Origin of the sequence: Limnohabitans sp. (assembly GCF_040401495.1) — a bacterium.
Lineage (GTDB): Bacteria > Pseudomonadota > Gammaproteobacteria > Burkholderiales > Burkholderiaceae_C > Limnohabitans.
In genome coordinates this window covers 62,311-86,461 of record NZ_JBBAOI010000001.1, presented here as the reverse complement: position 1 = coordinate 86,461, position 24,151 = coordinate 62,311, and the positions used below count along the sequence as shown (strand labels likewise).

Genomic DNA, 24,151 nt, shown 5'->3' with positions numbered 1-24,151 from the left:
GGGCGGCAAGGCGCTTGATGCACCGTTTTGCTGATGACCGTTTGGGCCAAACCGCGGGTGCTTTGACTTTTACCACCTTGATCGCTTTGGTGCCGCTGTTGACGGTGGCTTTAGCGGTGGTAACAGCGTTTCCAGTGTTTGACCAATTTCAAACCGTACTGCAACGCTGGTTGGTGGAGAGCCTGATTCCCGAGTCCATTTCACGCCAAGTGCTGGGCTACTTGACCCAGTTCACCACCAAGGCCAGCCGCTTGGGCAGTTTTGGTTTCGCCGCTTTGATGTTGTCTGCGCTGGCTTTGATACTCACCATAGACCGCAGCCTCAACACCATTTGGCGGGTGCGACAACAACGCCCATGGGGCCAGCGCTTATTGCTGTATTGGGCTGCGCTCACCTTGGGGCCTTTGTTGGTGGCGGCAGGTTTGGTAACCATGGCCTCCGTCATCACTTGGTCGGGTGGCTCTTTGCGTTACCAAGGGCCTGGCGTAAAAATGGCCTTGGGAGTGCTGGAGTTTCTTTTGCTGTGGGGTGGCATCAGCGCTTTGTACCGCTTTGTGCCCAACACCCAAGTGTCTTGGCGCCCTCTGTTGCTGGGCAGTTTTTTCACCGCGTTGGTGCTAGAGGCTGCACGAAGCGGATTGACGTTTTATTTGGCCAGTATGCCCACCTTCTCGCTGGTTTACGGCACCTTTGCCACCGTGCCGATTTTGCTGGTGTGGATTTACACCACTTGGGTGGTGGTGTTGTTAGGCGCCGTATTGGTAGCGAGTTGGCCTGCCTTGGCGAACGATTTGTCTGATACCTATGAAGAGCGAGCGGGTCGTGGCTTCGCTCTGGCGCTGGGTTGTTTGCGCTTACTCCAACAAGCCCGTTTGCAAAGTGCGGGCGGTTTGGATGTGACAAGGCTTGCGCAGCAACTAGGCGTTGAGTCCTGGGAGATAGATGAGGTGATGGGCTTGTTGACGCAACTGGATTGGGTGGGGCGTTTGAGCGAGTTCACCGCACCGCGTTATGTTTTGCTCATCGATTTAGCTACCACCCGTGCAGCCCCTTTGATGAACCTGCTTTTATTGGCTGACAACGCACATACCCAAGCCGTTTGGGCGCGGTGGCAGGACTGGCGTTTGGCTGAGCTCATTTAATCGGGGTCAGATCCCAATTAATTTTTATGCAAAACAAATCTGCTGATGTGTTGGTGCTTGGCGCAGGCATGGTGGGCTTGGGCTTGGCGCTGAAGTTGCAAGAACGCGGCCGCGAGGTGGTGCTCATAGACCGTGCCCAAGCTGGAGCGGCAACCAGCTTTGGCAATGCGGGGCTGATCGAGCGCAGCACGGTGTTTCCCTATGCATTCCCGCGTGACCTCAAAACCTTGCTGGCCTATGCGATGGGTCTGCGCACCGCTGCCCATTACCACTGGAGCGCCTTGCCTTCTTTGCTACCTTGGATGTGGCGCTATTGGCAGCATTCATCGCCTGCTTTGTACCCGCAGGCCATTGCTGGCGCCTTGCCCTTGATCGAGCACAGCTGGAGCGAACACCAGCCGCTGATCGCTGCCGCCGGTGTGCAAGATTTGGTGAACGAGCGTGGCTGGATCAAGGTTTTTCGCACCGAAGAAAGTGCCAAGCAAAGCCTTTCTATGGCCGAGCAAAGCCGCGCCTTTGGTGTGACAGCAAACGCCTTGTCACCCTCACAACTCTTGGCGATAGAACCTGCACTGAAAACCGCCTTGCTAGGTGGTGTGCACTACCCCGAGTCGCGGCAAATCCGAGACCCACAAGCGCTGTCAAGCGCCTATCTGCTTTTGTTCGAGCAACGCGGGGGGCGTTTTGTGCAAGGCGATGCGCGTACTTTGCAAGCCGAAAGAAAGTCGTGGTCTGTGCAAACTGAAGAGGGACGTTTAATTGCCCCGCAAGCTGTGTTGGCCTTGGGGCCGTGGGGCGAAGACATGGCAAGGCAACTTGGCTACCGCTTGCCGATGGGTCGCAAGCGGGGTTACCACATGCATTTCCAGTCGAATGAAGTAACGCTGAAACACACCATTGTCGATGTGGAGAACGGCTATGCCATCGCACCCATGCAGCGGGGCTTGCGCTTGACCACTGGCGCGGAGTTCGCCTTGCGTGATGCGCCTGCCACCCCCGTGCAACTGCAGCGCATCGAGCCTATTGCGCGGGGCTTGACCCATCTGGGTGAGCGACTGGACGCTCAAGCTTGGTTGGGTTCTCGCCCATGCACCCCTGATATGTTGCCCTTGGTGGGCTCTGCGCCACGCCACACTGGTTTGTGGTTCAGCTTCGGCCATGCGCACCATGGGTTGACGCAAGCAGCATCGAGCGGGAGGCTGCTTGCCGAGTTGATGTGTGGCGAAACACCCTATATTGATCCAAGACCTTATCGGGTCGAAAGGTTTGGTACCTAGAGCAAAAAGCGCTTGATGGCATCTAAAGTTTCGTCAGGCGACTCGGTCATTTGGTGATGTCCATGAGGGATGGTCACCACTTGCAAGGACACGCCGCTCTCTTTGGCTTGGGCTATCAGCGGTTGTGCGTTCTTGGGCATGGTCATTTGGTCAGCTTCACCCAACACCATCAGCACGGGGCAGGTAACGCACGCCATGGCTTGCAGACCTTGGTCGTAGCTGTTGCAAGCATTAAAGCCCGTGTGAAAAACGTTCACGGTTTTGTTGCTGGCCAAGACACGTCGCCCCAATGCCAAGCTCGCACCGAACACCCAAGACCCGGCGCCTGAAGGTGGTGCCAAAGTGGCACGTGAAAACACATTGGTCATGTGCAAGGCTTTGTCGGGTTCATTCAAAGAGGCATCTAGCAGCCCTTGAGAGACCTTCATGGGGTAGGCCGTGCCCACCATTGCCAAATGGCTGATGCGCTCGCCCAAATTGGCCGCGGTTTGCAAGGCAATAAGGGAGCCAAAACTGTGGCCCACCAAAGCGGCTTGCTCGACGCCTTGCGCATCTAGCAAATCCTGTATGAACTGAGCAGCTTCTTGCACTGTAGCAGGAGGCGCACCCGCGCTTTTGCAGTGGCCTGGCAGGTCGATGGCCAGCACATTCCAGCCATGGTTGGCTAAGTAGCGGCTTTGCAGCGCCCACACGCTGTGGTCACACAAGACCCCGTGAATCAACACCACCGTGGGCAGGGAGGGGTTGAACTCTTTGCCGCCTGTGTAGGCGTAGGTCTTGTGGCCGTTCACATTGATGTACATGGTGGCCCCTTCAAGTTGCTTTTTCAGCGGTTTTTTCAGCAGCTTTAAGGGCGCGCTTCAAGTCGTCAATCAAATCGTCTGCGTCTTCCAAACCCACCGACAAACGAATGGTGCCGGCCCCAATGCCCGCTTGGGCCAGCGCCTCATCGCTCATGCGGAAATGCGTGGTGCTGGCGGGGTGGATCACCAACGATTTGCTGTCGCCCACATTGGCCAAGTGGCTGAAGATCTTCAGCGCTTCAATGAACGCACGCCCTTGGGTGCGAGAACCCTTGATATCAAAACTGAACACCGAACCAGCACCGCGTGCGCCACCGCGCAAGAGTTTTTCGGCCAATGCATGGCTGGGGTGGTCGGGCATGAGCGGGTGACCGACCCGCGACACCATGGGGTGGGCCGCCAAAAACGCCACCACTTTTTCGGTGTTGGCCAAGTGGCGTTCCATGCGCAGCGGCAAAGTCTCCATACCTTGCAAAATCAACCATGCCGAATGCGGGCTTAAACAGGCACCAAAGTCGCGCAAGCCTTCTCGTCTGGCTCGCAGCAAAAACGCACCCACCGTGCTCTCTTCGGTGAACACCATGTTGTGAAAACCAGCGTAGGGCTCGGAGAGTTCGGGGAATTTACCGCTGGCCTCCCAGTCAAAGGAGCCGCCATCGACCACCACGCCACCAATCACCGTTCCGTGGCCGCTCAAAAACTTGGTGGCCGAGTGGTAGACCAAATCCGCGCCCAAGGACAAGGGTTTCATTAAATAGGGTGTGCTGAGTGTGGCATCCACCAACAGCGGCAAGCCTTTGTCGTGGGCAATCTGAGAGATGGTGGGAATGTCCAGAACGTCTAGCCCTGGATTACCTACCGTCTCGCCAAACAGCAGCTTGGTGTTGGGCTGGATAGCGGCCCGCCAAGCTTCAATATCGCCTGGCTTAACAAAAGTGGTTTCAATGCCAAAGCGGCGCAGCGTGTAGTGCAGCAGGTTGTGCGAGCCGCCGTACAGCGCCGAGCTGGACACAATGTGCGAACCCGCGCCCATGAGCGTGGCCACACTCAGGTGCAATGCCGCTTGACCGCTGGCAGTGGCGATGGCACCGATGCCGCCCTCCAACGCAGCGATGCGCTGCTCGAACACCGCGGTGGTGGGGTTGCTGATGCGGCTGTAGACATGGCCGGCGCTTTCTAAATTGAAAAGTGCTGCGGCTTGGTCGGACGATTCGAACACGTAGGAGGTGGTCAAGTGAATCGGCACCGCGCGAGCGCCGGTGGCGGGGTCGGGTTGGCTGCCTGCGTGCAGCGCAAGCGTATCAAAATGGGGATCTGCGTATCCGGTCATGGTGTTCTCGTTCCTACGGTGTACCAGAAGCAGATTGTGGGCTATATTGAAAGTCATGCCAGCCGCACTGGCCTTGAGAGGAACCCCATGAAAGTCAGCGACATTCTTCGCCTCAAAGGCACCACGCTCTACACCACCACGCCGCTGGCACCTTTGGCTGAGGCGGTGCAGACCATGGCCGACCACGACTTGGGCTCCATCTTGGTCATGGACCACGGGGACTTGGTGGGCATACTCACTTTTCGAGAGGTGATTTTGGCGCTCAATGGCAATGGCGGCGCCTTGGGACAGGCCACCGTGCGAAGCGCCATGGACGACCATCCCCTCACCTGTTCGCCCGACACCGAACTCGACGAAGTTCGCCGCATGATGCTCGAGCGCCATGCCCGCTATTTGCCTGTGTTGAATAAGCGCGAACTCATGGGCGTGGTGAGTTTTTACGATGTGGCCAAAGCTGTGGTGGACAGCCAAAACTTCGAGAACCAAATGCTTAAAGCCTATATCCGTGATTGGCCCTCGGAGGAAGAGGGCGCCAAGGCTAATTAATTGGGGTCAGATTCCAATTAATTAATCGGGATCTGACCCCGATTAATTCTCCGATTTCTCTCAGAGATAATCCCCCACATGAGCGGCAACACCTTTGGCACCCTTTTCGCAGTCACCAACTTTGGTGAATCCCACGGACCAGCCATTGGCTGTGTGATTGACGGCTGCCCACCGGGCATGGCGCTGAGCGAGGCCGACATCCAGCACGACCTGGACCGCCGCCGCCCTGGCACCAGCCGCCATGTGACGCAACGCCAAGAGCCCGACCAAGTGCAAATTTTGAGTGGCGTGTACCAAGGCGTGACCACCGGCACCCCTATTGCGCTGATCATTCAAAACACCGACCAGCGCAGCAAAGACTACAGCGACATCTTGCAAACCTTCAGACCCGGCCACGCCGACTACACCTACACCCAAAAATACGGTGTGCGCGACCCGCGTGGTGGTGGCCGTTCATCGGCACGCTTGACAGCACCTACGGTAGCGGCTGGCGCAGTGGCCAAAAAATGGCTCAAAGAAAAATACGGCACCACATTCATGGGTTGCATGACGCAGTTGGGCGAGCACCCCATTGCGTTTGAAGACTGGGCGCATGTGCCCAACAACCCCTTCTATGCGCCCATGGCCGATGTGGCACACCTCGAGGCCTACATGGACAGCCTGCGCAAAGCGGGTGACTCCTGCGGCGCGCGCATTCGTGTGGTGGCGCGGGGCATGCCCGTCGGTTTGGGTCAACCGATTTATGACCGGCTCGACGCCGACATCGCCCACGCCATGATGGGCTTGAACGCGGTCAAAGGCGTCGAGATGGGCGCAGGCTTTGCCAGCGTGGCGCAACGCGGCTCCACCCACGGCGACAGCTTGACGCCCGAGGGTTTTGCCAATAACAACGCCGGTGGCGTGTTGGGCGGCATCAGCACGGGGCAAGATTTGGAGGTGAGCATCGCCATCAAGCCCACCAGCTCTATCCTCACACCACGCGACAGCATCGACAGCGCAGGCAACGCAGTGCAGGTGCAAACCAAGGGTCGCCATGACCCTTGCGTGGGCATACGCGCCACACCCATTGCCGAGGCGCTCTTGGCGCTGGTGGTGATGGACCATGCGCTGCGCCACCGCGCACAGTGCGGCGACGTGGTCATGCCGCTCACGCCCATTCCCGCGCATCGCAGCGAGTGAAACCATGACGACAGACTCAGCGCCGCGGGTTTCGCGGCGTCAACTGGTGCCGTTTGCCGCGCTTTCTGCCAGCTACTTTGCCCACATCGGTTTCTTCAATCCCTATTTGCCTTTGTGGTTAAAGCACTTGGGTTTGAACCTGTGGATGATCGGTTTGCTCACCTCCATGCAAGCAGTCACCCGCGTGTTTGCGCCCTATCTGTGGGGGTGGCTGAGCGACCGCAGCGGCGAACGAGTGCCCCTCATGCGTTGGTGTGCAGGCATGGCCTTGTTGTGCTCTATTGGATTGTTGTTCAGCAATTCGCCGTGGTGGTTGGCAGCAGTTTTGTTTTTGATGTTCACCCACACCAGCGCCATGATGCCCATGAGCGAGGCGGCGATGGCACATTTGGTCAGCCACCAAGGCACGTTGGATGTACGCCGCTATGGGCGTATCCGTTTGTGGGGATCGGTTGGTTTTTTGGTGACGGTGTTTGTTTCAGGACACTGGTTTGAAGTGCATGGCATGGTTGACTTTCCTTTTTGGACGGTCCTCACCTTGGTGGCCATTAACTTGAGCGTGTGGAGTTTGCCCAATATACGAGAAGCCACGCACTTAACGGCGGGTCAGTCGGGTTTCACCGCTGTGCTGCTCAAGCCCCCAACCCTGTGGTTTTTTGCGACGCTGTTTTTCCATGTGCTGTCGCATGTGGCTATCTATACGTTTTTCTCTTTGTACCTAGATGAGCTTGGCTACGGTAAAGACATGATTGGCGTGTTGTGGGCGGTGTCGGTCATTGTCGAAATCATTGGCTTCTTTTCCCAAAGCCGCTGGTTGCACTGGTTGAGCTTGCCTGCTTGGCTGTGTGTATGTACCGGTTTGATGGCCATGCGAATGGGACTCACCGCTTGGTACGGCCAACTTCTGCCCGTGCTGTTGTTGGCGCAGTGCCTGCATGTCTTTACCTTTGCTATTCAGCACACCGTGTGCATCGCTTGGTTGTCGCAGCATTTCCCAGGTCGCTTAAGGGGCAGGGGGCAGGCCTTGTATGCGGTGATTGGCTATGGCTTTACCGGTGTTCTGGGGGCTTTGGGGGGAGCTGCGCTCAGCACCCATTGGGGTTTACAAACGGTGTTCATGGCGGCTATTCCCGTGGCCGTGCTGGCCTTGTTGTGTGCGGTTGGTCTGCTCAGGGTCTCCCGCCTACAGTCTGCATAACTGAAATATTGCTCAATTTCTTAGTACGGGTCTTGTCGACGTTGGAGAAATTGCGTACATCTCGCTCAAGGAGATGTCATGCCTCACCCGCGCATCTTGATCATCGAAGACCACCCTTTGATGGCCGACGCCATTGCTGTGTCGGTGCAAAGCTGTTTGCCACAAGCGCAGTGTGTCTTGGCGCACCGTCTTGAAACCGCACTTGAGTTTTTGTCTGACCCACAGTCATGGGATTTGGTTTTGGTCGATTTAAATTTGCCAGATTCCCATGGTTTGCAAACTTTCTATGCGGTGTGCGAGTTGCGCAGCCAAGGCGCTTTGATGGTGCTCTCAGCCTTGCAAGACCCCGAGGTACAAGAGGCTTGCACCGCCAATGACGTGGTGTTTCTAAACAAAGCCTTGCCCTCCAGTGCTTTTATGGCCGCATTGCTGGCGGCCTTGCATCAGGTCTTGCTTTCCCAAGCTGCGCCTTTGTTGGCGCAGCTTGCACCTGTGTCGCAAGGTGTGCCAAGTTTGTCGACGCAGCAACGCTTGGTGCTGGCGCAGTTGTCCAAGGGTTGGACCAGTCGCCGCATAGCGCATCAATTGCAACTCAGTGAGGCCACCGTGCGCAGCCACACCCGAGAAGTCTTGCGCAAGCTGGGGGTTGAAAACCGCACCCAAGCCAGTCAGTTGTACCTGCAATGGCTGCAACAGAAAGCTACCGATGTTTAGGGCCGTGCTTGTTGCCTTTGTGTGGCAAGGCCTAGCCTGTGCGACAGCCTTGGCGCAGATGCCGTCATGGCCAGCTATGCAAGCTGTATCGCAACAGGTAAGTGATGAAACGCCAGAGGCCATTTGGCAGCGCATACAACAGGGCCAAGGGCAGGCGCTTACGCGTCCTCACCAAGTCGTCCCCGCTTCCTCAGAGATTGCGCATTGGGCTGGCTTTCATCTGGGTCCCACAAAGGAGTCAACAAGTTATTGGCTGAGTTTGCAGTCCCCCACACAGGACAAAGCGCAACTTTGGTGGCGCCGCGCCGATGGTCCATGGGTGGCACAACCGCAACTGCAAGACACCCGAGCGCTTAGCTTGGGCAGTGGGCATTTGTTTGCGGTGTGGCCCATCGAAGTATCAGCCGAGCACAGCACACATGTGTTGGTGCGCATAGCGGGTGTTAACCGCGTGCAATTCCCCCTTGTTCTGCAAACACCTGCAGAGGTTTCACAACAACAGCAGTGGCTGTTTTTGTTGATGGGTGCGGTATTGGCGGTGCCTTGGGTAGTGGTGTTTTATGTGCTGACCTTGATACGCTCTTTTTACAACCCATCGCTACCCATTTTCTTGGCCATGGCTGTTTGCGAAACCTTAGGTGCTGTTTGGGTCAGTGGTTTGATGAATTGGTTGTTTCCTTGGCTGGACAGGTTACAAACCGCTTGGGTTGGCAGCGTCTCGTATGGGGTGTTGATGGCGTTGAGTGTGCACCATGCAAGAGCATTTTTACGCACCCCCCAGTATGACCCCTCGTGTGACAAAGCCCTGCGTTGGGGAGCATGGTGTTGGTGGGTGGGCTTGCCCTTGATGGCATGGTTTTACAGCAACTGGATGCGCAACGCCCTGCTGTACCTAGGGGCGGGTCAGTCGGTGTTGATGTTGTTATTGGCTTTGCGTACTTATCGCCGCTACCGGCGTTCCTATATCGCCATGTATGTGGCCGTGTGGGTGGTCTATTTGCTGTCGGTTTCTGTGTATTGGTTGTTTCGATGGTTTGAATGGCCATTGGTCACCACCTTGGGTGCGCAGTTTGTGCAAGGGGCAGTGGTAGCTACTTTGCTGGGCTGGTCGGGCTGTATGCAAGTCTTGCAACTGCGTCAAGGATTACAACTGCGCTTGCAACGCCACAAAGAGCAAGGACGCTTGTATGCAGCGGCACAGCATGACCTGTGGCAGCCACTGCAAAGCATGCAGCTGTATGCAAGATCGCTGACAGTCGCAACGCCGGCCCAGCAAGCGCATTTACTGCAAGGCCTGCAACTCGCATCGTTTTATGTGGACGACTTCATGCACAGTTTGCGGCATTTGGCCGACGACAAGGCAAGGGTTTTAGAAGATAGTCACTTCCAAGCTCACTCGCTCGCTCATTTGCTGAAAGACTTGTTGCAAGAGTTTGCGCCGATGGCGCAACTGCGCCAAGTCTTGCTGCGCAGTCGCATCAGCGCTCAGCCGCTATGGGTGCACCCCCCCACACTGCAACGCATGGTGCGCAATATGCTCTCCAACGCTTTACGCCACGGCGCAAGCGGGGGAAAAATTTTGCTTGGAACCCGCCGTCAAGGCGACAAGATGTGGCTGTGGTGCATAGACAAAGGTGAGGGCATGTCGCCAACGCAGCGGGATGCTTGCTTTAAAGCGTTTGCAAGCTCCGGCCAAGAGCAGCAAATTCCACAAAGTTTAGGCTTGGGTTTGTACAGCATCAAGCAACTGTCGGTGCAAATGGGTGCATCCATAAGCTTGCGCAGTCAAGCAGGCAAGGGGACAGCCATTGGCATAGGCTTACGGTTAACACCGCCACGGCAGGCTTAATCTCTAGGGCGAAAACTGAACACCAATCGTGTTGGCACACTGCCGTCAACATCGCGGGGCAACACCGCAGTTTTACGCAGACCGTTGAGCACAGCTTCATCCCAAGCACTGTTGCCACTGGATTTGACCAAGTCGACTGATTCAATTTTTCCGCTAGGGCTACAGGTGACTTCAACGTCAGCCATGGGGTTTCCCGACACGGTTTGCAAAAAGTTGTCGGGAAAGGTGATATTGGGTTTGACTTTGGCTCTTAAGCGACCGATGTAAGTGGCAGACGGGCCACTGGCTTTGGGGGCTACGCCGGTATCCACAGGCGTGCCTGCTGACCCCGCCATGGATTGCAAGCGCTTGACGGCTTGTCGATGTCGTTCCTCTGCCTCCTTGGCTTCTTGTTTTTCTTGCGCTTTACGTTTGCTTTCTTCTTCCTTCTCAGCTTTGAGTTTGGCTTTTTTCTCTTCTTGCGCTTGCTGTTTTTCCTCTGCCTGTTTCTTTTTTAACTTGTCAATGGCGATTTGCGGCTCGACCACAGGCGGTGGGGCTTTAGCAGGTTTGGCTGGGGGCTCAACTGGCAAAGGTGGTTCAGGTAGCGGTTCGGGTTCTGGCGTGGGGGCGGCAACTGGCTCAGTAAGCGCTTGCGCTTTAGGTGCAACTGGCTGGGGTATGGCTGACCACAACTCTGCCTCGACACTCATGTCTTGTGGCTGTTGAGACCACAAGGTCCCCCAGTTCAAGGCCAACAACAGCAAGGCATGCACACCCACAGCCAATACCAGCGCACGACCATTACCGCCATCAGGCGCTGGTGCAAATTCCAAGTGAGCGTCGCTTGAACTCATACGGCTTGAGTCAATTGTTCAGATGAACCGACAAACCCACACGCTGCACACCAGCGCGTTGCAAGCTGTCCATCAGCTTGACGACATTTTCATAAGCAATTTGTTTATCTGCACTGATGACCACCGGCGTGGCGGCATTGCCAGCTTGCAGTTGCAAGGTCAGGGCGGCAACGTTATCCATAGATGCGGTTTGTTTGACATCAGTGCCAGGCGCGTTTGATGCGCTGCGTGACTTGACCGTGATGCTGAGTTTTTTGTCTATCTCTACAGTGATGACCTGCTCGGGTGCAGCGCTTGCCTTGCCCACGGTAGGAATGTCAATCACACTGGGCGCCATCAACGGAGCCGTGACCATGAAGATGATGAGCAGTACCAACATCACATCGATGAAGGGCACCATATTGATATCGCTCATGGTGCGCCGTCGCATGCTACGAGGGGTGGAGGAAGACATGGGTCTGGCCTCGCTTTAGCGTGTCAATGTGGTGGCTTGCGCACCCACATTGCGTTGCAAGATATTGGAGAACTCTTCAATGAATGTTTCAAGCCGGTTGGCCACACGGTCAATGTCGCGTGAGAAACGGTTAAAGGCCAGCACCGCAGGAATGGCAGCAAACAAACCGATGGCGGTGGCAACCAATGCCTCGGCAATGCCAGGAGCTACCTTGGCCAAGGTGACTTGCTGCATTTGCGCCAAGCCCGTGAACGCATGCATGATGCCCCACACGGTACCAAACAAACCCACATAAGGGGAGACCGAGCCTACCGAGGCCAACATGGACAAATTCGATTCAATCGCATCCATTTCGCGCTGCAGGCTTGCACGCATGGCGCGGCGTGCGCCGTGCATCAACAAGCCGCTGTCGGTGATGCGGCGCTCGCGCAGTTTTTGGTATTCGCGCATGCCACTGGCAACGATGCGCTCCATGGGGCCAGAGAGTTTGGCATTTTGCTGCGCTGCTGCAAACAACTCTTGCAGACTTTTGCCAGACCAAAACTCTCGCTCGAATTCATCGTTCAAACGACGCACATCGCCCAGCGACAAGAGCTTGCGAAAAATCGCCGTCCAACTCAGCAATGACACCAACAGCAACAGCAGCACAACCGCCTGCACAACCCAGCTTGCATTCAACAGCAAGTGAACAATGGAAAACTCTTGGTTCATATCAAACGCTCCAAAATGGAAGGGGGAATGCGGTCGGGTTTGAGGCTGGCGGCTTGCACCCAGCCAATGCGAATAGTACCTTCGCACAGCAACACAGGCGAGTCTGCGTGTCGCCAAGCTTGTTGGGCGATAACCAAGCTAGAGCGACCTTTGTTGAGCAAACTGGCGTTGACGGTCAATAAGTCGTCCAGTTGAGCAGGTCTATGGTATTTCAACTGGGTTTCAGCCACCACAAACATGCCGTTCGTGGCGTCCCGCAATGCTTGCTGCTCAATGCCCAAATGACGCAGCCATTCGGTGCGAGCGCGTTCGAAAAATTTTAAATAGTTGGCATAAAACACGATGCCACCCGCATCGGTGTCTTCCCAATACACTCGGATGGGAAATTCAAAACTCATGCGGCCTCCAGCAAGTGTTGTATGCGTTGGGCTGCGGTTTGCAAGTCCTGCAGAGTAGACGCAGTTGACAAGCGCACATAGTCGCCTGGCGAATGTGTGCCAAAGTCGCGTCCAGGGGTGACTGCTACATGGGCATGTTGCATCAGGTGTTCTGCAAAGGCCCAACTGTCCTTCAAACCGAGGCGACGACAAGCATCGCGGCAATCGGCCCAAGCGTAAAACGCGCCATCAGGCATGACCGGCACTGTCAAACCCATGGCGTTAAGCTGGGGAATGAAACTGTCTCGCCTTGTTTTGAAGGCCGAACGGCGTTCTTCGTAGAGGCTTAAGCTCTCGGGTTCAAAGCAGGCCAAAGCTGCGAGCTGAGACACGGTACTTGGGCAAATAAACAGATTTTGCGCCAAGCGCTCTACGACTGCTACCAAATCGTCTGGCACCACCAACCACCCCAAGCGCCAACCGGTCATGTTGAAGTACTTAGAAAAACTGTTGATGCTGATGATCTGATCGTCAATCGCCAAAGCTGTTTGCGCGAAAGCGTCGTCATAGCTCAGACCCAAGTAAATTTCATCCACCATGGTAATGCCGTCGTGTTGCTGCACCAAGCTGTGAATCGCTTTGAGTTCTGCAGCAGCGACCGATGTGCCAGTCGGGTTGGACGGAGAGGCCAGCAACACGCCGCGTGTTTTCTCACCCCAGTGTGCCTTGACCTGTGCTGCACTCAGCTGAAAGCGTTGCGCAGCGTCCGTAGGTAACAGCACTGCACGCCCAAGTGCTGCGCTGACAAAGTGTCGATTGCATGGGTAGCTGGGGTCAGGCATCAAAACCTCGTCGCCGTCTTCAATCAAGGCCATGCAGGCCAATAACAACGCTCCTGAAGCACCGGCTGTGACCACAATACGCCGCGCTGGCACTTGCACACCAAAGTGCGATGCATACCAAGCGCTTATACGCTCGCGCAGAGCCTCTAAACCTAGGGCATTGGTGTACTGGGTGCGTCCATCTCGCACTGCCCGTTGGGCAGCCTCTTGCACCAAGGGCGGGGCAGTGAAATCGGGTTCACCGATATTGAGAAACACCATCGGTTGGTCGCTGTGCTGAACCTCAGCAGCAATACGCTGCGCCGCTTTGGCCATTTCCATCACATAAAAAGGCTCGATGCGTTGAGCGCGTTGGGTGATGCGCATATTTATTCGGTAGCAGCGGTTGGCAAGTCGGTTGTAGCTGTTTTGCGATCGGCTTCTACCTCAGGGGCGCGCAATTGCAGTGCCAGTTGGTTGAGTACCGCGTTCACGTATTTGTGACCGTCGGTACCACCAAACTCTTTGGCTAAATCGATGCATTCATTCAACACCACACGCCAAGGGATATCGATGCAATGTTGCAACTCATAAGCGCCAATCCACAGAACCGCATGTTCGATGGGTGAGAGCTCTGTTAATTTGCGGTCCAGCATGGGCACAATGAGTGCGTCCAGCGTGGCGGCATGTTCGGCACAGCCATGCAGCAGGGCATCGAAATGCACTGCGTCAGCTTTATTGAAACCGCTTAGATCGCGGGTAAAGATGTCGACTTCATCGGCAGGGTTACCACCTACCATCACTTGGTACAGCGCTTGCAATGCAAAACCGCGTGCGCGGGTGCGGGCGGCACGCGCACTGGCACGGCGTAAGTTACGGTCGGTCATGTCAGGCTTTGCATCAACAATGCCATTTCCACTGCAACCCGCGCAGCATCGCGCCCCTTGTCGGTTTGACGCGCCACCGCTTGGGAAAGGTTTTCGGTGGTAAGAATTGCATTGGCAATTGGCAAACCATGGTCTAGTGCCAACTGTGTAATGGCCGATCCTGATTCATTGGCCACCAGTTCGAAGTGGTAGGTTTCGCCCCGAATAATGCAACCCAAGGCAATCAGCGCATCGAACCGCTGGGTTTGCGCCAAGGCCTGCAAAGCCACAGGCACTTCCAAGGCACCCGGCACTTGAACGTGGTGAATGTTGTCAGCGGGAATTTTTAAAGACTGCAGCTCAGACAAACAGGCCTGCGCCAATGCGTTAGTGATGTCTAAGTTAAAGCGTGCTTGAACGATGCCAATGTGCAGGTTGCTGCCGTTTATGTCGGTACGTGTGGCGCTTAAATCGGGGTGGTGCATTTCATTCCTTGGAGAGGTAGCCGGTGATTTCCAGCCCGTAACCGGTCATGCTGGGCATGCGTCTTGGGTTGCCCATGAGGCGCATTTTGTGCACGCCGCAGTCGCGCAAAATTTGCGCGCCTATGCCATAGGTGCGTAAATCCATACGTCCGCGCTCGGGTGCTTGTGCCGATCGCGCCACGCCTTCAAATTGCGCTAGAAGGCGCTCGCCATTTTCGCCACAGTTGAGCAGCACCACCACTCCCGTACCTTCGTGTGCTACTCGCGCTAAAGCAGCATCCAAGGTCCACGAGTGCATCACCCGCTGTGGTTCAAGCGCATCCAGCACAGACAAAGGCTCGTGTACCCGCGCCAATACGCAATGGTCTGCGCTCCAACTGCCACGCACCAAGGCAATGTGCACGCTGTCACTGGGCAGGTCTTTGTAGGCATGGGCTAGGAATTCACCGTGAGCAGTGGTCATGGAGCGGCTGCTGATTTTCTTGACCAAGGATTCAGTGCGGCTACGGTATTCAATCAAATCTGCAATGGTGCCAATTTTCAAGCCGTGCTGTGCTGCAAATGTCATCAAGTCGGGCAGTCGCGCCATGGTGCCGTCGTCTTTCATGATTTCGCAAATGACTGCTGCCGGCGAGCATTGCGCCATGGCAGCCAAGTCGCAACCTGCTTCGGTGTGGCCCGCACGCATCAGCACGCCGCCATCCACCGCTTGCAAAGGAAAGATATGGCCGGGTTGCACCAAGTCGCTGGCGGTGGCGGTTTTTGCAACAGCCACTTGCACGGTACGAGCGCGGTCAGCGGCGGAAATACCGGTGGTCACGCCTTGGGCAGCTTCAATCGACACTGTGAAAGCGGTGCTGTACACCGTGCCATTGCGCTCGACCATGGGCGGCAGTTTCAGGTGCTCGCAGCGTTCGCGCGTGAGAGTCAGGCAAATGAGGCCGCGACCGAAACGTGCCATGAAGTTGATGGCTTCGGGCGTGACATGATCGGCTGCGAGCACCAAGTCGCCTTCGTTCTCGCGGTCTTCCTCATCCACCAAAATCACCATGCGACCCGCTTTCATGTCGGCCACGATGTCGGCCAAAGGCGAAATGGCAACAGGCTTTAAAGGGCTTGTCATGGGTTTGCTTTCAATGAAATGTCTAGGCTAATCATGCGATCCACATAGCGAGCTACTGTGTCGATTTCTAGATTCACCTCGCTGCCTGCTCTTAAGTGTCCCAGTGCGGTGTTTTCAATGGTGTGGGGAATCAGGTTGATGGACACCAAGCAACCCTCAGAGCTGTCTTCAACGCGGTTGACGGTCAAGCTCACGCCATTGACGGTGATAGAGCCTTTGTAGGCAAGGTATTTGGCAAGGGAGAGCGGGGCCAGCACTTGCAACAACCAGCTTTCGCCGATTTGCTCAAAGCGATGGATCAAGCCCATACCATCGACATGTCCAGAGACGATATGTCCACCCAAGCGGTCGTTGGCGCGCAGGGCTTTTTCCAAATTGAGGACAGTACCGATGTGGTCTAAGCCTGCGGTTTTGGCCAGCGACTCGGCAGAAATATCGACGGTGAAAAGGTTTTGTGCAGGGTTGAAGCTGGTGACGGTCATGCAGGCGCCGTTGAGGGCGATGCTGTCTCCAAGACCCACATCATCTAAGTAATGCGCAGGTGTGCTGATCTCAAGGCGTTTGCCATGATCCAAAGAACGACCCAGGTCGTGTACAGCGGCGATGCGCCCCACGCCGGTGATGATGCCGGTGAACATAAGCCTATTTTGGCAGATCAGCGAAGGGGTCTGGCTAAGACGCGTAAATCAGCACCAACAAGCGTGTGGTTGGTGAATGTCCAAGTTGTGGCGTCATCGATTTTTTCTAGAGGAGGCAGGGCAGCCATAGGCTGTCCTGCGCCAAGCAAAACAGGGGCTATGTAGATCAGCAATTCATCGACCAAACCTGCACTCAAGAGCGAGCCATTGAGTTTGTGTCCTGCTTCGATATGCACTTCGTTGTAAGCACGATGCCCCATGTCTTGCACCATGGCGCTCAAGTCTACTTTGTGGCCAGCCCCAGGCAAATACACGAGTTCAGCGCCTTGAGCTTTCAGTGCTTGCTCTTTAGAAGAGTCACGCTCGGCGTGGTAGATCAGCACTTGTCTGGGGGTCTCCCACAAACGGGCATCAAGCGGAGTTTGCAAGCGTGAGTCGACCAGCAGCAGAGGCGGTTGACGCGGGGTGCTGACGCTGCGGACATTCAGCAGGGGGTTGTCTTGTAACACCGTGCCAATGCCTGTGAGCAGCGCACAGGCACGGGCGCGCCAGTGGTGGCCATCCTGCCTTGCTGCCTCTGAGGTGATCCATTGGCTTTGCCCATTGAGAAGAGCGGTTTGACCATCTAAGGATTGCGCCGACTTCATGCGCAACCACGGCGAGCCGTGCTTCATGCGTTTGAAAAAACCAATGTTCATCTCCGTCGCCTCTTGAGCACTCAGACCGACATCGACTTGAATGCCTGCCGCGCGCAACCGCGCCAAGCCCGAACCTGCCACTTGCGGGTTGGGGTCTTGCACGCTGGCTACAAGCTTGGCGATACCGGCATCCATCAGGGCATCACAACATGGGCCGGTGCGCCCATGGTGGGCGCAGGGCTCCAGCGTCACATAAGCCGTCGCACCTTGCACATCGTGCCCCCGTGCTTGCGCGTCGCGCAAAGCCATGATTTCGGCGTGTGCAAGGCCAGCGGCTTGGGTATAGCCCTCGCCCAGCACTTCACCCTCTGAAGAGGTAATCACACATCCAACGCGGGGATTGGGCGTGGTGATGAACAGGGCTTGCTTGGCCAAGGCCAAGGCTTGGTTCATTCGAGCGGTGTCGGTGGCAGACCAAATCATTTGGGTGATTATCCGAGTCTTCTTGTAAGTCTTACCTTTCCCAGCATTGGGTGGCGCTCAATACGGCGTTTTGCACCCCGCGTTCACCGGTGTGGCCAAGGGTGAGGCTGCCGCAAGCGTCTTGGGTTTGTGCGCCTAAAGGGATGGCAGTCAATGAAAAGGATTGGGCTTGACTTTGCACTTGCAAGCGATAGCGCAATTGCGCGCTTTGCCAAACGCTGTCGGGTATGCCTGAGGGGTACTGGCCCGTGATGCTGGCTGCTCGCTCAAGCCAATGCGCGGTTTTGGCCAAGGCGAGTTTGGCCAAGGTGCGCTGACCTTTTTGTTGGGTGTGTTGGTAGCTGGGCAGAGCTAGACTGCTGAGTATGGCGATGACCGCCATGACAAATAGCAACTCGATCAGGATGAAGCCAGCAAAGACGCGCTTCATGGTGACAAGGGCAGCAGGCGCACCCACTCCGATGACGAAAGTAAAGAGGTGGGGGGGTGACTTACGTCGACTGAACTTGGCCGCCATAAGGCTTGCCAACCAGACTGAGCGCCACTCTCACCGTTTTGAGCCAAGGCCGTGATGCGGTAAAGAAACGGGGAGTCACCCGTGTTTGCATTGGACAGGGGAAGAACCTCCACCCAATATTTTGCGCTTTGGCCCGAGGCCGACGGCGCGTTTTGCGCTTGCTCAAGCCGTGCTAGCCAAGGTGCGAGATTTGCGTTGTCTGTGCCAAGGGGGCGGCAAATGCCTGCCTGACACCCATTAGACGCCAAACGAGATTGCAACACCTGCCACTGCTGCGTGGTGGTTGGAAAAAAAGCATGGCTGTCCGAGTAAGCCCCCATTTGGTGTCTTGTATCTGCTGCGCTGAGACGGATATCGTGGACGGCTAAGCGCAAAGTGTCTAAAGCGCTGTGCTTCAATTGCCAACGAAGCCCAGCACTTTGCCCCAAAGCTTGTGCTGTGGCCAAGTTGCGCCATTGCGCCAACAACAACACACTGCAAAGACAGGACAGCACCACCACCATGGGCAAGGCCAAGCCGCGTTGTGCCTTCATGGTTTGGCATGGCGTAAAAACGCCACCCCCCGCCACGCCAGTGCTGGTGAAATTAAAGGCAGACCGCTGCTACAAGATGGGCTGGCAGGCACTGCGCCCAGGCCTGCCATCTTCGTTTGCAAACAGCTTTGCACGCCTCGCACCGCTTGCCAGTTTGAAACGGAGGTCGCGCTGCGCCACTGCATTCGTGCCTCGGCTCCAGGCAGCATTTCTGCATACAGAAAACCCACTTGGTCTATGTTGCCTACCAAGGCTTGGTAAGTGGTGTTGCTGCGAAAACTGTCTTTGCAGCTGAGTTCGTTGCGTGTGCTGCGTTTGAAGTCGTCTTGTATCCATGGCAAAGTCGAGGCTTGGTGGCCTTGGCAGTCTGAGGGGCTCAGATTGGTGTGGTGCATCAATGACAAAGTATGGTCACCGCCTTGCAGGCTGAATGTTGGTGACATGAGGCTGACCTTGTTGTGTGCATCAAATTGCAGGGCAGGCGCACCCGCTCGCGTGACCCGCTCTTGCAGCACAGACAGCGCTGTGTGCAAACGCTCTTGCAGATCAGCCCTGGCTTGCATGTGTTGGTGGTTGCTTTGCACCCAAGCAAAGGCAGCAAATGCCGCCATGATGACCCCCATCGACAGCACCATGCCAACCAAACTTTGAACCAAGGTGTGGCCCTGTTGCGGCTTGCGAAGACTGGGCGTCATAAGGACCAGTGGGTTTGCCAGCAGCGGTGGCGGCTTGGGCAGGCACTTGGCAAAGTGCCCCCTATGTCTGGTATTGAATTGTCTGGCCACGCTAGCAGCAAATGCACTTTGGCGGATGCGTTGGTGACCAACTGTGCTTGTGCACCCGGTAGTCGCTCCTGTACAGCCAGTTGCCATGCGGATAAATTCGACAGGGCCCATTGGCTTGGCGTACAGGCTTGAATGTTGCAGTCTGTATTGGGCGCTACTTGGCCAAGATCCAACTGGTAAGACATGGCTGCTTGCGGAAAAATTTGCATTCGCTCCCACAGGTCTTGGGCCAAGCCAACTGCCGATTGCATGGCGAGAGCATCTCGCTGCGCTTGCAAGGCTTGCAGTTGCATGGCGAGTACACCCACACACAGCAGGTTGAGAACCATCAAAGCCGCTAAAGCCTCAAGGGTGGAGAACCCCAGCGAAAGTCGGACCGAGGCTTTCATGCGCAAGTGCTTCCTTGGATGACACGCAAGCGCCCCGCCGTATTGATGCAAATGGCGCGAACCATAGAAGCGGTTTGGCTGCGTCTGGCTTGCACCACCACCCGCAAGCCTCCAGCCACTGGCTCGCCCAAGGCGTTGATCTCCAAGCTGTTTTGCGCAGGACTGATGTGCACCAGCACTTCGCCAGCCAACTGGGTAGTGATAAGCGCGGTATTGCTGCTGCCATGGGTTTTGAGTAACTGCCAGCCACAGCGCCAGTCCCCGTTTGCCAAAGGGCTGCTTTGGCACTGGCTTGAACGTTGCAGGCGCAAGGCTTGACCCGAGCGCAGGGCCTGCAAGCGAGCGGCTTGCAAGTCAGCGCTCCAAGACTGCACCACGCTCTCGACTTGCAGTCGCCACAGCCACTGCTGCAGCCAAGGCGTTGCCATGCTGACTAGCGTGGCCAATAAGCCCAACACGGTAAGCATTTCCATCAGCGTGTAGCCAAGGAAAACTGAAAGGGGTTTTCTGAATGAGGTAGCTGTGTGCATGGCCGTCATCTTGCAACGGCATGGGCAAAAAAGGGTGTGCGCTGTTCACCTTGAAAAGGTGAGGAATGAACCTAGGGGTTAGCGGCGGAACTCGTCTACCAAGGTTTTGAATTCGTCCACATCTTCAAAGCTGCGGTAGACGCTGGCAAAGCGCACATAGGCCACTTTATCCAGCTTTTTCAGCTCGCGCATGACCAACTCGCCTATGCGTGTGGAAGCAACCTCGCGTTGTCCCAAGGCCAGCAATTTTTCCTCAATACGCTCGATGGTCGCATCGATTTGCTCTGTGCTGACCGGGCGCTTGCGCAGCGCCAGATTCAGAGAACCGCGCAATTTGCTGCGGTCGTATTCGATGCGACGCCCATCTTTTTTCACCACTGCTGGGTAGCTGACGTCGGCGCGTTCGTAGGTGGTGAAGCGCTTTTCGCAGTGACTGCAAGAGCGACGTCGGCGAATCGAGTCACCCTCTTCAGACATGCGGGTTTCCATGACTTGGGTTTCCACATGACTGCAAAAAGGGCACTTCATGAGGTGTTACCCGTAGACTGGAAAACGGCTGGTCAGGGCGTGCACCTTGGCTCGAACCGCCGCGATATGTGCTTCATCATGGGGGTTTTCAAGCACATCGGCGATCAGGTGCGCGGTGGCACGCGCTTCTTCGTCCTTGAATCCACGCGTGGTCATGGCAGGGGTACCGATGCGCACGCCGCTTGTCACCATGGGTTTTTCTGGGTCGTTGGGGATGGCGTTTTTGTTGATGGTCATATGGGCACTGCCTAAGGCGGCTTCAGCCGCTTTGCCAGTGATGTTTTTGGAGCGTAAGTCGACCAACATCACATGGCTTTGGGTGCCGCCGCTGACAATGCGCAAGCCGCGCTCGGTGAGTGTTTGTGCCACGACTTGTGCGTTTTTCACTACCTGCTGCTGGTACTCCTTGAAGCCTGGTTGCAGCGCTTCTTTGAAAGCCACAGCCTTGGCCGCAATCACGTGCATCAAGGGGCCGCCTTGCAAGCCAGGAAACACGGCGCTGTTGATGGCTTTTTCATGCTCGGCCTTCATGAGGATGATGCCCCCACGCGGACCACGCAGACTTTTGTGGGTGGTGGAGGTGACCACATCGGCATGGGGCACAGGGTTGGGGTAGACGCCTGCGGCAATCAGTCCTGCGTAATGCGCCATGTCGACCAAAAAGATGGCGCCAATCTCTTTGGCAACTTTGGCAAAACGCGCAAAGTCGATATGCAGACTGTAGGCCGAAGCGCCGGCAATGATGAGCTTGGGCTTGGTGGCGCGGGCTTTGGTTTCCATTGCATCGTAGTCAATTTCTTCCTTGGCGTTCAAACCATAGCTCTCCACCTTGAACCATTTGCCAGACAGGTTTAAGGGCATACCGTGGGTCAAGTGACCGCCCTCGGCCAAGCTCATGCCCATAATGGTCTCGCCTGGTTTTAAAAAGGCCAAGAACACGGCTTGATTGGCAGAAGCGCCGCAGTGTGGTTGCACATTGGCGGCATCCGCACCAAAAATTTGTTTCACGCGATCGATGGCGAGTTGCTCGGCGACATCGACGTTTTCACAGCCGCCGTAGTAGCGCTTGCCAGGGTAGCCCTCGGCGTATTTGTTGGTCAATTGTGAGCCTTGCGCCGCCATGACTGCGGGGGAGGCGTAGTTTTCGCTAGCGATCAACTCGATGTGGTGTTCTTGCCTTGCGTTTTCAGCTTGGATGGCAGCCCACAGTTCGGGGTCGGCTTGTTCAACTAAGTGATTTCGGTGGTACATGGTGCAGGTCTTTCAAAAAAGAAGCGAAGCAGGCAAACAAAAACTGCCTTCAAGGGGAAATCAGTTCACAGGATCGGACTCAAAGGTGGCCAACTCTTTGGCTTTGTCCCAGAGCTTTTGCAGGCCTTGTTTATCGCCGTCAGCAGGTTTGGCGCTGCCTAAAGGCACCAGACGGCCTAAGGCGACTTCTTGCAAGCGGCTCTGCTCAGCCAACACTTTGCCGATGTAGCCACCGTCTTCTCCGCTGTTGGCCGCACCCACGTACTGGCGAAGACCGGCTTCCACAGAGCCGTTTCGAGAGATAGATTCTTTCAAAACCGCAACACCAACGTGCAAATTGGCAATTGGGTCGAAAGCTGCCAAATCGCCACCAAAGTCCTCATATTTATCGGTATGAATCTTGGTGCGCACTTGCATCAAACCTTGGGCGCCGACTGGGCTTTGGGCGAACGGATTGAAGCTCGACTCGACAGCCATCACAGCAAGAACGAGCGTGGGGTCTAGGCGGTTGCGCGGCGCAATATCGAAGGCCTCGGCCACCAAGGCGCTGATGGGTTCAGGGGCAACGCGGTATTTGCGACTTAACCATAGGGCGATATTGGCCTGATCTTGAGGTAAATCTCGCGGATCAGCAGCAGTGGCGCGGTCGACAGCATCTGCATTGCTTTGAAAGCTCAGATCGAAATCGTGTCGATTTTGCAGCCAGTCTATCAATTCAACTTCTGCGGCAGAGCGTAAATCGGCTTGGGTGCTAAAGAGCACCATGGCGCAAAAAACACCCAACCCCAGCAATGCTAAGCCGCTGTGGGTGATGAGGAAAAACCCATCGCCGACATCGGAGGCAAAAACTTTGACAGTTTGGCGAAACGATTCAAAAAATGACATCCGCTTATTTTAGCTTTTAGCCCTTGCGCCCTGTCACAATAGCTGTTTTGGCCCTTTTAAGGGCTTAACCAACCGATTTGAATTACTGTGACTACGTCTTTTGACAGCAACCCCGGCTTGCCCACTTTGGATGCCTTGACCTCTGGCGCCTTAACCGCCCCTACTTCCGGCGAGCGATCTGCTCGACTGCGAGATTGGTTGGCAAGCGACCCCTCCCCGGAATTACTGCAGCAAGTTTTCAAAGAAATGAGTGCACGCGACAAGGGCGCGGCCAAGCTCTTACGCGAAAAACTCGATGAACTCAAGCGGACCAAAACCCAGGACACTTTGGCCCAAGAGTGGGCAGACAAAGCCCAAAGTTTGCTCCAAGCCCACCAATTCAAAGTGGCAGACGCCATGGCGTGGCAACGCGACGCGGCCAAAGTTGGGGCCCCCTTGTCTCGTGAACCGCTGGCAGGTTTGCGCCAAGCCCTTACCGAGCGCATCAAGCATGTTGACGAACTCGAGCATCGCGCCCAAGTGCAACGTGAAACAGCGCTGTTGCTGACCCAGCGCATCGAGGTCTTGTCGACCAAGTCTTGGCAAGAAGCCCTTGAGCTACAAAATGCCTTACAAACCGATTTGAAACGTTTACATGATGAATTTGAGGCTTTGCAAAGCGATGCCCATTGGCCCAGCGTTGACCCCAAATACCCCTCCTTGGTGGCTGAAACCACCAAACATCTTCCCTTGGTTTGGGATGCGTTTTCAGCGGCCTTGGCCCAAACCCAAGCCGCCGCTCAAGACAGCAACTTGCCGTTGCCGGCTGTACCGGCCTGGGCTGACCAATTGCGGCACTCCAGAAGTGAAAGTACGGACGCCGCGCCCGTTGCTTCAGCCAGCAAAGCCAAAGCAGATGTCCCCCCTCAGGCCAGTCAAGTTGTTTCGCAAATCCCCGGCATGTTGTTGCAACTTGAAAAGGAAGTGGCCTTGGGGCACAGCAAAGCCATGTCGGGCGCTGCCTCTTTGTTGCGTGCAGCGCTCAAAACCAAGGGTCTGCAACTCGATACCGAGCTTGCCCAGCAGGTGCAAACCGCCTTGGCCGCTGCTAGCGAACTCGAAGGTTGGCAACGCAAGCGTGCGGATGAAATCCGCCTTCAACTCGTCACCAAAGCCGAAGCACTGCTCCAAGCGCCGGTTATTGATCCAGTAGCAACTGAAGTTGCCCACGCCCCTGCCGCGCTGGCTGTCCCCGAAGTCAACCCTGAAGTTACCCCTGAAGTT

Annotated in this window: 27 protein-coding genes and 1 pseudogene; 8 read left to right on the top strand and 20 right to left on the bottom strand. The window is 56.0% G+C overall.

Features of this window, described 5'->3' with window-relative positions; translation table 11 throughout:
• Window positions 1-17 precede the first annotated feature (17 nt).
• Window positions 18-1,142, top strand: coding sequence for a YihY family inner membrane protein (locus AC9UEO_RS00460; protein WP_509528501.1), 1,125 nt, complete (start codon window positions 18-20; stop codon window positions 1,140-1,142).
• Between the two features lie 26 nt (window positions 1,143-1,168).
• Complete coding sequence (locus AC9UEO_RS00455; RefSeq protein WP_509528499.1) at window positions 1,169-2,419, top strand: NAD(P)/FAD-dependent oxidoreductase; 1,251 nt, start codon at window positions 1,169-1,171, stop codon at window positions 2,417-2,419.
• Here AC9UEO_RS00455 and AC9UEO_RS00450 read toward each other — a convergent pair.
• Together AC9UEO_RS00450 and AC9UEO_RS00445 are read right to left on the bottom strand one after the other, a co-directional pair.
• Window positions 2,416-3,222: an alpha/beta fold hydrolase gene (locus AC9UEO_RS00450; RefSeq protein WP_509528497.1), complete on the bottom strand. Its 807-nt coding sequence runs from the start codon at window positions 3,220-3,222 to the stop codon at window positions 2,416-2,418. The two genes, AC9UEO_RS00455 and AC9UEO_RS00450, sit on opposite strands and share 4 nt — an antisense overlap.
• Before the next feature lie 10 nt (window positions 3,223-3,232).
• Entirely contained in the window at window positions 3,233-4,552 is a 1,320-nt protein-coding gene (locus tag AC9UEO_RS00445; RefSeq protein ID WP_509528494.1) for an O-acetylhomoserine aminocarboxypropyltransferase, read from the bottom strand.
• Window positions 4,553-4,639: 87 nt separating this feature from the next.
• On the opposite strand from AC9UEO_RS00445, the gene AC9UEO_RS00440 reads away from it, so the two are divergent.
• The 5 genes from AC9UEO_RS00440 (at window position 4,640) to AC9UEO_RS00420 (ending at window position 10,038) form a co-directional block, all read left to right on the top strand.
• A complete protein-coding gene (locus AC9UEO_RS00440) occupies window positions 4,640-5,098 on the top strand; it encodes a CBS domain-containing protein (RefSeq protein WP_509528491.1) in 459 nt (152 codons plus the stop codon).
• 78 nt (window positions 5,099-5,176) lie between these two features.
• Entirely contained in the window at window positions 5,177-6,277 is a 1,101-nt protein-coding gene (aroC, locus tag AC9UEO_RS00435) for a chorismate synthase (protein WP_509528489.1), read from the top strand.
• 4 nt (window positions 6,278-6,281) lie between these two features.
• Complete coding sequence (locus AC9UEO_RS00430; protein ID WP_509528487.1) at window positions 6,282-7,475, top strand: MFS transporter; 1,194 nt, start codon at window positions 6,282-6,284, stop codon at window positions 7,473-7,475.
• Between the two features lie 78 nt (window positions 7,476-7,553).
• Window positions 7,554-8,189 (top strand): response regulator transcription factor, encoded by a 636-nt coding sequence (locus AC9UEO_RS00425; RefSeq protein ID WP_509528484.1) that lies wholly within the window; start codon window positions 7,554-7,556, stop codon window positions 8,187-8,189.
• Between the two features lie 4 nt (window positions 8,190-8,193).
• Entirely contained in the window at window positions 8,194-10,038 is a 1,845-nt protein-coding gene (locus AC9UEO_RS00420) for a sensor histidine kinase (RefSeq protein ID WP_509528482.1), read from the top strand.
• Here AC9UEO_RS00420 and AC9UEO_RS00415 read toward each other — a convergent pair.
• From AC9UEO_RS00415 to AC9UEO_RS00330, 18 genes are all read right to left on the bottom strand, one after another.
• Window positions 10,035-10,874, bottom strand: a complete 840-nt coding sequence (locus AC9UEO_RS00415) for an energy transducer TonB (RefSeq protein WP_509528481.1) — start codon at window positions 10,872-10,874, stop codon at window positions 10,035-10,037. The genes AC9UEO_RS00420 and AC9UEO_RS00415 overlap by 4 nt on opposite strands.
• A 10-nt stretch (window positions 10,875-10,884) precedes the next feature.
• Window positions 10,885-11,328 (bottom strand): biopolymer transporter ExbD, encoded by a 444-nt coding sequence (locus tag AC9UEO_RS00410; protein ID WP_509528479.1) that lies wholly within the window; start codon window positions 11,326-11,328, stop codon window positions 10,885-10,887.
• Between the two features lie 15 nt (window positions 11,329-11,343).
• On the bottom strand, window positions 11,344-12,039 hold the full coding sequence (gene tolQ, locus AC9UEO_RS00405) for a protein TolQ (protein WP_509528477.1): 696 nt from the start codon (window positions 12,037-12,039) through the stop codon (window positions 11,344-11,346).
• Window positions 12,036-12,437 carry a tol-pal system-associated acyl-CoA thioesterase gene (ybgC, locus tag AC9UEO_RS00400; RefSeq protein ID WP_509528475.1) on the bottom strand — a complete coding sequence of 134 codons (402 nt, stop codon included), beginning with the start codon at window positions 12,435-12,437 and terminating at the stop codon, window positions 12,036-12,038. Before ybgC ends, tolQ begins: the two co-directional genes overlap by 4 nt.
• Window positions 12,434-13,624 carry a pyridoxal phosphate-dependent aminotransferase gene (locus AC9UEO_RS00395; RefSeq protein WP_509528473.1) on the bottom strand — a complete coding sequence of 397 codons (1,191 nt, stop codon included), beginning with the start codon at window positions 13,622-13,624 and terminating at the stop codon, window positions 12,434-12,436. The genes ybgC and AC9UEO_RS00395 overlap by 4 nt, the downstream gene beginning before the upstream one ends.
• Window positions 13,625-13,626: 2 nt before the next feature.
• Complete coding sequence (nusB, locus tag AC9UEO_RS00390; RefSeq protein WP_509528470.1) at window positions 13,627-14,124, bottom strand: transcription antitermination factor NusB; 498 nt, start codon at window positions 14,122-14,124, stop codon at window positions 13,627-13,629.
• Window positions 14,121-14,588, bottom strand: a complete 468-nt coding sequence (gene ribH, locus AC9UEO_RS00385) for a 6,7-dimethyl-8-ribityllumazine synthase (RefSeq protein WP_509528468.1) — start codon at window positions 14,586-14,588, stop codon at window positions 14,121-14,123. Before ribH ends, nusB begins: the two co-directional genes overlap by 4 nt.
• 1 nt (window position 14,589) lies before the next feature.
• Window positions 14,590-15,711, bottom strand: a complete 1,122-nt coding sequence (ribBA, locus tag AC9UEO_RS00380; RefSeq protein ID WP_509528466.1) for a bifunctional 3,4-dihydroxy-2-butanone-4-phosphate synthase/GTP cyclohydrolase II — start codon at window positions 15,709-15,711, stop codon at window positions 14,590-14,592.
• Window positions 15,708-16,349, bottom strand: a complete 642-nt coding sequence (locus AC9UEO_RS00375) for a riboflavin synthase (RefSeq protein WP_509528464.1) — start codon at window positions 16,347-16,349, stop codon at window positions 15,708-15,710. The genes ribBA and AC9UEO_RS00375 overlap by 4 nt, the downstream gene beginning before the upstream one ends.
• A 17-nt stretch (window positions 16,350-16,366) precedes the next feature.
• Window positions 16,367-17,470: a bifunctional diaminohydroxyphosphoribosylaminopyrimidine deaminase/5-amino-6-(5-phosphoribosylamino)uracil reductase RibD gene (ribD, locus tag AC9UEO_RS00370; RefSeq protein WP_509528462.1), complete on the bottom strand. Its 1,104-nt coding sequence runs from the start codon at window positions 17,468-17,470 to the stop codon at window positions 16,367-16,369.
• A 31-nt stretch (window positions 17,471-17,501) separates the two neighbouring features.
• The gene (locus tag AC9UEO_RS00365) at window positions 17,502-17,900 is read right to left on the bottom strand and encodes a type IV pilin protein (protein ID WP_509528460.1); all 399 of its coding nucleotides are present in this window, start codon (window positions 17,898-17,900) and stop codon (window positions 17,502-17,504) included.
• Window positions 17,897-18,520: a hypothetical protein gene (locus AC9UEO_RS00360; protein ID WP_509528458.1), complete on the bottom strand. Its 624-nt coding sequence runs from the start codon at window positions 18,518-18,520 to the stop codon at window positions 17,897-17,899. The genes AC9UEO_RS00365 and AC9UEO_RS00360 overlap by 4 nt, the downstream gene beginning before the upstream one ends.
• Entirely contained in the window at window positions 18,517-19,215 is a 699-nt protein-coding gene (locus AC9UEO_RS00355; protein WP_509528456.1) for a PilW family protein, read from the bottom strand. The genes AC9UEO_RS00360 and AC9UEO_RS00355 overlap by 4 nt, the downstream gene beginning before the upstream one ends.
• On the bottom strand, window positions 19,212-19,694 hold the full coding sequence (gene pilV, locus AC9UEO_RS00350) for a type IV pilus modification protein PilV (RefSeq protein ID WP_509528454.1): 483 nt from the start codon (window positions 19,692-19,694) through the stop codon (window positions 19,212-19,214). The genes AC9UEO_RS00355 and pilV overlap by 4 nt, the downstream gene beginning before the upstream one ends.
• Window positions 19,691-20,167: a GspH/FimT family pseudopilin gene (locus tag AC9UEO_RS00345; protein WP_509528452.1), complete on the bottom strand. Its 477-nt coding sequence runs from the start codon at window positions 20,165-20,167 to the stop codon at window positions 19,691-19,693. The genes pilV and AC9UEO_RS00345 overlap by 4 nt, the downstream gene beginning before the upstream one ends.
• 135 nt (window positions 20,168-20,302) lie before the next feature.
• On the bottom strand, window positions 20,303-20,752 hold the full coding sequence (nrdR, locus tag AC9UEO_RS00340; protein WP_509528450.1) for a transcriptional regulator NrdR: 450 nt from the start codon (window positions 20,750-20,752) through the stop codon (window positions 20,303-20,305).
• A gap of 6 nt (window positions 20,753-20,758) precedes the next feature.
• On the bottom strand, window positions 20,759-22,003 hold the full coding sequence (gene glyA / locus AC9UEO_RS00335) for a serine hydroxymethyltransferase (protein ID WP_509528447.1): 1,245 nt from the start codon (window positions 22,001-22,003) through the stop codon (window positions 20,759-20,761).
• A gap of 60 nt (window positions 22,004-22,063) precedes the next feature.
• Window positions 22,064-22,888 carry a lytic transglycosylase domain-containing protein gene (locus AC9UEO_RS00330; RefSeq protein WP_509528445.1) on the bottom strand — a complete coding sequence of 275 codons (825 nt, stop codon included), beginning with the start codon at window positions 22,886-22,888 and terminating at the stop codon, window positions 22,064-22,066.
• Between the two features lie 87 nt (window positions 22,889-22,975).
• Here AC9UEO_RS00330 and AC9UEO_RS00325 point away from each other — a divergent pair.
• Window positions 22,976-24,151 (top strand): annotated as a pseudogene (locus AC9UEO_RS00325) (DUF349 domain-containing protein); the annotation flags it as partial.

Bases quoted from the DNA above. Each gene is read 5' to 3' on its own strand.
- AC9UEO_RS00460 (WP_509528501.1), top strand. From the start codon at position 18: ATGCACCGTTTTGCTGATGACCGTTTGGGCCAAACCGCGGGTGCTTTG.
- ribBA (WP_509528466.1), bottom strand. From the start codon at position 15,711: ATGACAAGCCCTTTAAAGCCTGTTGCCATTTCGCCTTTGGCCGACATC.
- pilV (WP_509528454.1), bottom strand. From the start codon at position 19,694: ATGAAAGCCTCGGTCCGACTTTCGCTGGGGTTCTCCACCCTTGAGGCT.
- ribH (WP_509528468.1), bottom strand. From the start codon at position 14,588: ATGCACCACCCCGATTTAAGCGCCACACGTACCGACATAAACGGCAGC.
- ybgC (WP_509528475.1), bottom strand. From the start codon at position 12,437: ATGAGTTTTGAATTTCCCATCCGAGTGTATTGGGAAGACACCGATGCG.
- AC9UEO_RS00450 (WP_509528497.1), bottom strand. From the start codon at position 3,222: ATGTACATCAATGTGAACGGCCACAAGACCTACGCCTACACAGGCGGC.
- AC9UEO_RS00345 (WP_509528452.1), bottom strand. From the start codon at position 20,167: ATGGAAATGCTTACCGTGTTGGGCTTATTGGCCACGCTAGTCAGCATG.
- tolQ (WP_509528477.1), bottom strand. From the start codon at position 12,039: ATGAACCAAGAGTTTTCCATTGTTCACTTGCTGTTGAATGCAAGCTGG.
- AC9UEO_RS00455 (WP_509528499.1), top strand. From the start codon at position 1,169: ATGCAAAACAAATCTGCTGATGTGTTGGTGCTTGGCGCAGGCATGGTG.
- AC9UEO_RS00395 (WP_509528473.1), bottom strand. From the start codon at position 13,624: ATGCGCATCACCCAACGCGCTCAACGCATCGAGCCTTTTTATGTGATG.
- AC9UEO_RS00425 (WP_509528484.1), top strand. From the start codon at position 7,554: ATGCCTCACCCGCGCATCTTGATCATCGAAGACCACCCTTTGATGGCC.
- AC9UEO_RS00365 (WP_509528460.1), bottom strand. From the start codon at position 17,900: ATGAAGCGCGTCTTTGCTGGCTTCATCCTGATCGAGTTGCTATTTGTC.
- glyA (WP_509528447.1), bottom strand. From the start codon at position 22,003: ATGTACCACCGAAATCACTTAGTTGAACAAGCCGACCCCGAACTGTGG.
- AC9UEO_RS00360 (WP_509528458.1), bottom strand. From the start codon at position 18,520: ATGAAGGCACAACGCGGCTTGGCCTTGCCCATGGTGGTGGTGCTGTCC.
- nusB (WP_509528470.1), bottom strand. From the start codon at position 14,124: ATGACCGACCGTAACTTACGCCGTGCCAGTGCGCGTGCCGCCCGCACC.
- nrdR (WP_509528450.1), bottom strand. From the start codon at position 20,752: ATGAAGTGCCCTTTTTGCAGTCATGTGGAAACCCAAGTCATGGAAACC.
- ribD (WP_509528462.1), bottom strand. From the start codon at position 17,470: ATGATTTGGTCTGCCACCGACACCGCTCGAATGAACCAAGCCTTGGCC.
- AC9UEO_RS00355 (WP_509528456.1), bottom strand. From the start codon at position 19,215: ATGACGCCCAGTCTTCGCAAGCCGCAACAGGGCCACACCTTGGTTCAA.
- AC9UEO_RS00330 (WP_509528445.1), bottom strand. From the start codon at position 22,888: ATGTCATTTTTTGAATCGTTTCGCCAAACTGTCAAAGTTTTTGCCTCC.
- AC9UEO_RS00430 (WP_509528487.1), top strand. From the start codon at position 6,282: ATGACGACAGACTCAGCGCCGCGGGTTTCGCGGCGTCAACTGGTGCCG.
- aroC (WP_509528489.1), top strand. From the start codon at position 5,177: ATGAGCGGCAACACCTTTGGCACCCTTTTCGCAGTCACCAACTTTGGT.
- AC9UEO_RS00445 (WP_509528494.1), bottom strand. From the start codon at position 4,552: ATGACCGGATACGCAGATCCCCATTTTGATACGCTTGCGCTGCACGCA.
- AC9UEO_RS00410 (WP_509528479.1), bottom strand. From the start codon at position 11,328: ATGTCTTCCTCCACCCCTCGTAGCATGCGACGGCGCACCATGAGCGAT.
- AC9UEO_RS00415 (WP_509528481.1), bottom strand. From the start codon at position 10,874: ATGAGTTCAAGCGACGCTCACTTGGAATTTGCACCAGCGCCTGATGGC.
- AC9UEO_RS00375 (WP_509528464.1), bottom strand. From the start codon at position 16,349: ATGTTCACCGGCATCATCACCGGCGTGGGGCGCATCGCCGCTGTACAC.
- AC9UEO_RS00440 (WP_509528491.1), top strand. From the start codon at position 4,640: ATGAAAGTCAGCGACATTCTTCGCCTCAAAGGCACCACGCTCTACACC.